The 368-nt window shown below is 52.7% G+C and carries 1 protein-coding gene; it reads right to left on the reverse strand.

Annotated elements, in window-relative coordinates:
- Nucleotides 1–368: RNA-guided endonuclease TnpB family protein (locus MUW49_RS20590; RefSeq protein WP_210539105.1), on the reverse strand; the 368-nt coding region annotated here is incomplete at both ends.

Raw genomic sequence — 368 nt, forward strand, 5'->3', positions numbered from 1 at the left:
TGATAGTCGTTGTGACCTTGTGAAGGTAATCGCGGCGGGTATTGGCGATATGTGAATGCAGCCGCTGGATCTTGGCTTTTTGTTTCTTCCAGTTGCTGCTGAACTTTACCTTTTTGCTCAACTGGCGTTGGAGCCTTGCCAGCTTGATCTGATTGGTTTTGAAGCTGTTGACGGGCTCAAACACCGTGCCATCTGACAGGGTTGCGAGCTTGGCGATCCCCACATCTAGCCCGACCATTGAGCCGGAGGGGTGAATTGGCTCAAGCGTCTCCTGCTCGACCTGAAAGGAGATATACCAGTGCCCGGCTGCTTGGCTGACGGTCGCGTTTTTAATTTTCCCTTCAACTGGCTGGGACTGACGGAACTTG

This window comes from Aeromonas sp. LsrichE-8G, from assembly GCF_022869435.1.
Lineage (GTDB): Bacteria > Pseudomonadota > Gammaproteobacteria > Enterobacterales > Aeromonadaceae > Aeromonas > Aeromonas caviae.